The 5,827-nt window shown below is 35.0% G+C and carries 5 protein-coding genes and 1 pseudogene; 5 read left to right on the top strand and 1 reads right to left on the bottom strand.

Going from position 1 to position 5,827, the window contains the following annotated elements:
• Positions 1-152: 152 nt before the first annotated feature.
• Positions 153-1,790 (bottom strand): DEAD/DEAH box helicase, encoded by a 1,638-nt coding sequence (locus tag V7068_RS21330; protein WP_499714461.1) that lies wholly within the window; start codon positions 1,788-1,790, stop codon positions 153-155.
• 244 nt (positions 1,791-2,034) lie between these two features.
• On the opposite strand from V7068_RS21330, the gene V7068_RS21325 reads away from it, so the two are divergent.
• From V7068_RS21325 to V7068_RS21305, 5 genes and pseudogenes are all read left to right on the top strand, one after another.
• Positions 2,035-2,223 carry a hypothetical protein gene (locus tag V7068_RS21325; protein WP_499714460.1) on the top strand — a complete coding sequence of 63 codons (189 nt, stop codon included), beginning with the start codon at positions 2,035-2,037 and terminating at the stop codon, positions 2,221-2,223.
• A 241-nt stretch (positions 2,224-2,464) separates the two neighbouring features.
• Positions 2,465-3,751 (top strand): hypothetical protein, encoded by a 1,287-nt coding sequence (locus V7068_RS21320; RefSeq protein ID WP_499714459.1) that lies wholly within the window; start codon positions 2,465-2,467, stop codon positions 3,749-3,751.
• 1,150 nt (positions 3,752-4,901) lie between these two features.
• A complete protein-coding gene (locus tag V7068_RS21315) occupies positions 4,902-5,039 on the top strand; it encodes a hypothetical protein (protein WP_499714458.1) in 138 nt (45 codons plus the stop codon).
• Between the two features lie 36 nt (positions 5,040-5,075).
• A pseudogene (locus V7068_RS21310) lies at positions 5,076-5,480 on the top strand (lysine 2,3-aminomutase); the annotation flags it as partial.
• Complete coding sequence (locus tag V7068_RS21305) at positions 5,481-5,762, top strand: YokU family protein (RefSeq protein WP_127761024.1); 282 nt, start codon at positions 5,481-5,483, stop codon at positions 5,760-5,762.
• Positions 5,763-5,827: the final 65 nt, after the last annotated feature.

Genomic DNA, 5,827 nt, shown 5'->3' with positions numbered 1-5,827 from the left:
AAATACATAGATAGATATTACCAAACAATCAGGTAAATAAAATAAAAAAAATAAAATATTTTTTATTTTACTTTTTACAAACATATTAAAAACACTTATAAAGTCGATTAAATCAGCCTTTATAAGTGTTTATTCATGTTGGAAAACGAGTGTTATTTTTTGTTTCTCCTTTTTGGTTTCATCGCTTTGAACTTTTCTTTAATCTTTTGAACCACAGATTCTTCATCTTTAAACTCGACATCTACCCCGTCCACAACAGCTGCTGAATTTTGAAATTTTTCTTCTATGATTTCAAACAGCCATTCTTCCATGTCAATGTTTTTCGCCCGCATGTAATGAATCACCACAGATTCTTCTTGTCCAATACGATGAATACGGTCTTCTGCCTGAACCATGTTGGCAGCCGTCCAGTCGATATCATTCATGAGCATCACTTTCGCCCTCGTAAGTGTAACCCCAACGCCCCCTGCTTTTACATTACATACAATTAAGTTCGTTTTCCCACTTTGAAAATCATCAATCGCTTTTTGTTTCTTTTCTCCATTCTCTTTCCCTGTTAACCGCACCGCAAACGGGAACTTCTCTTGAAACTTCTGAATCACTTCTTCGTAATTGCTAAACACAACAAGAGGTTCATTCTCTGATAAAATATCCTCTGCTAGAGCCATAGAATGCTCGGTTTTGTTATAAGCAATGGCTTGTTTCATGCGGTTCAATTGAACCAATTGGTCAGCTGCTTTTAGTTTGCTTTGGTTCGTTAGAAAATGATTCACCAGTTGCTCATATTCTTTCTTTTTAATTTCGATATCCACATAGTTTCGCAGTTTAGCAGGTAAATCCGTGACTTGGTTTTTGTATCGTCGAATCATATGGGTGTTCAATTTTTCATGCAACTCTTTTTGATGGCTGCTTCCTTCAAAATCCCATCCGTATCCATTGTGAGATGCTCCGCAATAGCGTTGGGCAAATCCGAAAAAACTGCCTTTTCCGAGTGGATGACCGATAAGTCTCAAAATATTATAGATATCTTTTGTTTTGTTAGGAATCGGTGTACCTGTTAAAGCAAATAGGTAAGGAATCCCTTCTGCAATATTAAATACAGCTTCAGCTCGTTTGCTTGTGGGTTTTCCACCGTTATTCACCGCTTTTATGTAATGAGCTTCATCTAAAATGATACAGGAAAGCTTCATCTCTGATAAAACACCTGACATTTTCCACAAAATATCATAATTCACAATAAGGTATCCATCCGTTACCTGATACAGTTCTTCGACTTTTTTCGGAATGAAAATCGATGCATGCGGATTAATCAATAAAATCTCTTTTTGCCAATTCAGCTTCAGTGTAGCAGGACACAGCACTAATTTGATTCCTTGGATTTGTTCAGCCGCTAGAATAGAAGAGGTGGTTTTCCCCAAACCCATCTCATCACTCAATAAAGCTTTTTCATGTTCTAAAAGGAAAAGGGTAGCTTCCAATTGATGAGGGAAAGGAGGACGAGTGGCGTGTGGGTAGGAGAGGTGAATCGTTTTTCTCTTCGTTTTAGTTGATTTTTTCGTTTTTTTCGGTTTAAAGGGTGTTGGAATATCTCCTTTTACTTCGTATTCTTTCTTTATGTATTTTTGGTATAAAGAAAATCCATGTTCTTCTGGAATCCTCCATTGTTTATTCTCTCCGTCATACCATCTTTTTGGCGTTTCCTTCGCCATGTCTACGCATTCTTTGTTGTACTCCGAAAAATGAACAAAATAATATGATTCCTTCTTCTTGAACTCAATGTAAAAATCCAAAACTATCCCATCCTTCTGCTAAAAACGTCTATCTACCCATCATTTAAAAGTTTTCAGCCAAAACCCTTTCTAAAAAAATAAAAGAAAAAAGAAAAAATAAAAAATGTAAAATATTTTATTTTTTACAAGGATAATTCTGAAAACCAATGAAAGAATTAACAGAAAAAAAATGACATCGAAGATAGGATTCTTCCGTTTTGCGCGCTATTGTAAGGTGTACACATCATTAAATGGAGGAATCAACATGCCAGCAATCAAAAAACCCGATTATCGAAAAAACAACTGCCGTTTCAGCAAATTAGAAGATGTGCTATTGGACATCATCGATAAAATCGACCATACGCCAAGCAAAAAAGTAGTGGAAGACATACATAAACGATTGGTAAAAGAAGAGAAAGCCAAGGTAAAAGAGAAGCAAAAACGAGGGAAATAACTTTTTTAAACAAAAAAGAAGAAGCTCTGCAAAGCCTCTTCGGTTTCGGACAAAGATGTCCATCTGTTTAATTTAAAAGTTAAAAGTTAAACATCCAGGAGTAACAGGAGCCACCCTAGAAGCTTAACAAAAAAACATTCTACATATTATTTTAACATTTTCATCATCAATCCTTCAAGATATTCTAAAAAATAAATGGGTTCGGCTCCTAAAATTTTATTATTTTTAGGGGGAAATATTAATGATTAATTTAAAAGACCAAAAAGAAAAAAGAAAAGAGATTATAGAGGAGTTAAAAGAATTAAACAAAGAATCAAGAAGTTATTTAGATAAAATGGAACAAAATGATGGAGCTTTAAAAGCAATCGAAGGCAGAGTGAAAGGGTTTTTCAGAAACGGAAAATTCGACCGTTCCCAATTCGAACATTATTTAACAGAGCTGCGTGATATAACCAAAAAAGATGGCTTATATGAAATGCCGAAAACGGCTGTTTACGATGAAAATACTGGTGAAAAATTAGATGATACCAAATATGCAGTAACAAATCTGTATGTGGAGTATGCGAATAAATGGTGCAATAAGCTTCAATATGATTTTGCTAATCGCAGAGGTGTTGACGAAGAATTAGGTCATTATCAACGAAATGTTCGAACGATGAATAAACTTAATGGAAAAATAGGAACAGGCGAAAGAAAGAAAATCATCAAGTTATACCCTGAAATGACTTATGATAAGAAATTGGATATTGACCAAATCCGAGAAGCTTGGGGAAAAAACGGAAAGCCTCTTGGCAGAACCACTGCTCTTGAATACTTAAAGAAACTGATAAGCAAGGAGTATGGAAAAGTGCTATTAACTGAGAAAAAAGGTCGTAAAATTTATTATTATTTCAATCCTAAATATGTGTTCATGGGTAAAGGAAAAAAGAATAGTGATTACGATGTAAAAGTGTATTTCGAATTCTTAAAAAATATCATCGAAAAAGTAGATGCTATAGAAGATGAATTAGCTAAGAAAATGGGCGTTAAAGAATTAACACATAGTGCATTAGCAACCCTGCATGCTATTATCCCGTATTTTCATTATGAACGCTGCTATGCTGTTAAAAATCCAACAATGCGTACCACATTGGAAGGTGAAACAGTGTGGGAAGCAACAAAAAGGGAAAGAAAAGAAAAAACAAGTTCTGGTCTTGAATATTTAAGCATTGTGGATATTTCAAAAATCGTTTCAAAAGGCGAAAATGACCGCACAATGATTCTCCGTGATTTAGAAATTCTAGAAAGAGCAGATGCAATCGTATATACAAACAACACGATTCTAATTAATCCAAAATTGATGTGGTCGATGGACGATAACTTAAATAAACCAAACAACTTATACATTGAACACATTGAAGAAATCTTCTATCGGGAAAAAGAAGCAAGAGAACAAAAAGGCGATAAAGAATGGTCTAAGAAATTCATCGAAAAAGCCGAAAAGAACAAAGAAAGTGAAAGAAAAAGAAAAAGTAAAAGAGGGATTTAATCCCTCTTTTTTGTTTATGTAAATTAATTGCGTGCCAAAAACTCATGTAGTATACACCGACAGTTAAAAGGGGTCGATAATTCTTCTAGACTTAGAGCCACAAGGATTCTGAGGGTCAGACTTTCTATTCTTATTCTTATTCTTTTCCTATAATTTTGATTAAAATTTTTTGCTATTTCTATTCAAAAAAATCTGTTCAATTAAACTTCGGGCTAAAAAAGGTAAGTATTAATTTTGCATAGTATAGTGGAACACTTAAAAATTTATTCTTACTCATATTCTTCTGTTTGCCCGTTCGATTTGATTGTCTAAAGCCAATCAAAGGCTGCCGCTCGGCAATAAAATCGTTTTACAAACGATTTTTTGGTTATCATGGTCTTTTTTTCTTTGGTTATTTGGTTGGATAGCACACCATGATTGGAAATTTAACCAAAAAAACTAAAAGCATAGCATGGTTCTTTATCAGCGTTTTGTGCTGATAAAGGTTCTGCACAGGGAATTTTGTACGTCCTATCGTACAAAAGGGCGGGTACGCCTATTTTTTATCTTTTAAATCTCTTCTTTATTCTTTCTAAAACCTTTCGCTTCGCATTGTGCGGACTGACGTCCTTGACTTAAAACCATCTTCATTTAAATCACAAATCAACGACCTCTCGGAAATTTCATTCAAGAGCCAACGATTTTTGTGTCTAAATAGGAGGGGGTTTTGTTTCATGCGGTAGCATGAGCATGGTTTTTACTATTTTTTTGCGATGATACACGATAAGAACATGCAAACATCTTGTTCAAATACAAGGTGTTTTTTTATTTTCATAGTGAACCGAAGGCATACACTCAGATAACGAAATAAAAATGAAAAATAAGAGGTATTTTGTTCGTTTATCCATTCATTCTAAAAAAACTTTTCTGCTCTATACATGATGCAAGAGTCCTTTTCAATGTGTTTTTGAAAAAATAAAATTTTTTTTCTGATGCACAAAAAAACATCGATTTCAATATTTAATTGCTGTTTTTCAGATGGCATAATATCTAAAACCAAAAAAAAGACAAACATATGTTTTTAATAAAAATGAAGATTTGTCCATGTGTCATGGGACGAATTGCTGATTACATATTCTAAGAGTGTAAGAGAATGATAGGAGTGTATGACATGGAGAAAACAAAAGAAAAAGGTTCACTCGATAAACCAATTGGAACGGTGACGAGACGCAATGAACCCAATATAAAACGGATGGCACAGGGAATCATTTCAGTGTACACCCGTTACGGAGCTACTTATACCAAGTAGCTTTTTTTCTTGGTTTTTATACAGTATATAAGAAACGCAGTACCGACTTTCGTGGTTGACGCTCCTGGAGGCGGTGGGAAAATTACGTTGCAGCCAAATTATATTCTTTCACAATCTCCTACAAAAACGGTTCTGCGAAACTTTGAAGGTGTCATCACGACCTACCCAGAGCCAGAGAACTATACCCCAGGACTTGCTGATGATTATTTTAAAGGCGTTTATCCAAATGCAGAGGAGAAGCGTTCGGATATTGGCATCTCAGGATTGATGAATGATACCGAATTTAACTTAGTTCCAAAAGGATTAAAACGTCTGGATCGTCGTGAAGCATACGAAACAAATCCAGGGCATACGTCCCTCAAAGACCAACGTGAAAAGCGCGACCAATTAAAAGAAAAGAAATTCCAAGCACAGCAAAAAAAGAACAAAGGGGAGAAGTAAATGGAAACTTGCCCTTGGTGTGAGGAAGGCACTCTTTCCTCTGTCGCCGATACAGTCTACTGGGAATTGCCGGATGGAACACGAGCGGTGGAAATTACGGAAACACCGTCCGTTCTTTGCGACCACTGTCAGGCGTTGTTCCAAAGCGATGAAACGGTAAAGGAAATTGAAGATCAATTGTTTTTAATTGATACGAAGCAGTTAGGGAAACAGACGAAATATGAAGACTTATTGAAGATGAAGAGGTTGTTGAAGCGGAATTATTTTGATTTTAGTGAGTGAATTTATAGATTTTAAAAGAAGAGCATCTATTTGTCCTGTATACACAAGACAAATAGATGCTCTAT

The sequence above is a fragment of the Bacillus sp. JJ634 genome, from assembly GCF_036962285.1.
Taxonomy (GTDB): Bacteria; Bacillota; Bacilli; order Bacillales; family DSM-1321; genus Peribacillus; species Peribacillus asahii_A.
Note: the sequence above shows the minus strand (reverse complement) of the source record. Positions and strands in the feature narration are given on the sequence as shown.

Coding starts and splice junctions, on each gene's coding strand:
- V7068_RS21305 (WP_127761024.1), top strand. CDS start 5,481: ATGGAAACTTGCCCTTGGTGTGAGGAAGGCACTCTTTCCTCTGTCGCC.
- V7068_RS21325 (WP_499714460.1), top strand. CDS start 2,035: ATGCCAGCAATCAAAAAACCCGATTATCGAAAAAACAACTGCCGTTTC.
- V7068_RS21320 (WP_499714459.1), top strand. CDS start 2,465: ATGATTAATTTAAAAGACCAAAAAGAAAAAAGAAAAGAGATTATAGAG.
- V7068_RS21315 (WP_499714458.1), top strand. CDS start 4,902: ATGGAGAAAACAAAAGAAAAAGGTTCACTCGATAAACCAATTGGAACG.